The organism is Oleiphilus sp. HI0061 (assembly GCF_001635675.1).
Map to the genome: position 1 here is coordinate 1 of NZ_LWFE01001485.1, position 983 is coordinate 983.

Sequence of the window (983 nt, forward strand, 5' to 3'; positions counted from 1 at the left end):
ATGAGTTGGTGAGAACACTTCCAGATGGCCTTTATTATGAAAGCCTTGAGCGAAAAGAGGATCTCATAGAGATTACGGGTTTGGCTGAATCTAATAACCGTATTTCAGGTTTGATGCGAAACTTTGAAACATCAGTCTGGTTTTCTAACCCTAATCTGAAAGACGTGAGTGCGATTAAAGGTGATGACGGGACTCTAAATAGTTTTGATCTTAGTGTTAAGCAGGTGACCCCTGAGTTAGCTGAAGATCAGGAATCAAGTGAAAAGGGGACTAAATAGTGGGTTTTTCTGAATCTATGGAAAGCCTGAAAGGCTTTGATCCCAATGATATAGACTTTAATAATGCAGGCTCATGGCCTACACCTGTTAAAGCAATTGTATTAGTTGTTGTCTTTTTAGCGCTGCTTATAGGCGGTTATTTCTTTCTGATTCAGGATCAATATACCGAATTTGATAGAGTCGCTGCAGAAGAAGCAAGCTTGAAGCAGCAGTATGAAAGTAGAGCTTATAAAGTAGCAAATCTTGAGGCTTTTCGCTTACAGATGGAAGATATGAAAAAGTCTTTCGGTGTACTTCTTAAGCAGTTGCCTGCAAAAACAGAGGTTCCGGGCCTACTTGAAGATATTACCAATACCGGGCTAGGAAGCGGTTTGGAAATTGAATCCATTCAGTTGAAGCCAGAGGTTTCCAAAGAGTTCTATGTTGAATTACCAATGGAAATCGTGGTTGCGGGTACTTATCACGACATCGCATCTTTTGTGAGTGGTGTTGCAAGCTTGCCACGAATCGTGACTTTGCATGATATGAATATTTCCAAGACGCAGAGTAAGTCTAAAGGAAATAGTCAGGGGCGCAGCAGTCATAAGCTGCAAATGACTGTGCAAGCGAAGACATATCGTTATGGTACTGAGGCAGACAGAGAAAAAAGTAGGCAATCTAAGAAGAAGAAAGGGAGGAGAAGATATTGAATAAAATTTTCTTGTC

At 40.7% G+C, this 983-nt stretch carries 2 protein-coding genes; both read left to right on the plus strand.

The window, feature by feature from the left end; all coding sequences use genetic code 11:
• On the plus strand, positions 1-278 hold a 278-nt coding region (locus tag A3735_RS23185; RefSeq protein WP_197485997.1), incomplete at its 5' end, for a PilN domain-containing protein.
• Positions 278-967 (plus strand): type 4a pilus biogenesis protein PilO, encoded by a 690-nt coding sequence (locus tag A3735_RS23190; protein ID WP_156499858.1) that lies wholly within the window; start codon positions 278-280, stop codon positions 965-967. The genes A3735_RS23185 and A3735_RS23190, both read left to right, overlap by 1 nt.
• Positions 968-983: the final 16 nt, after the last annotated feature.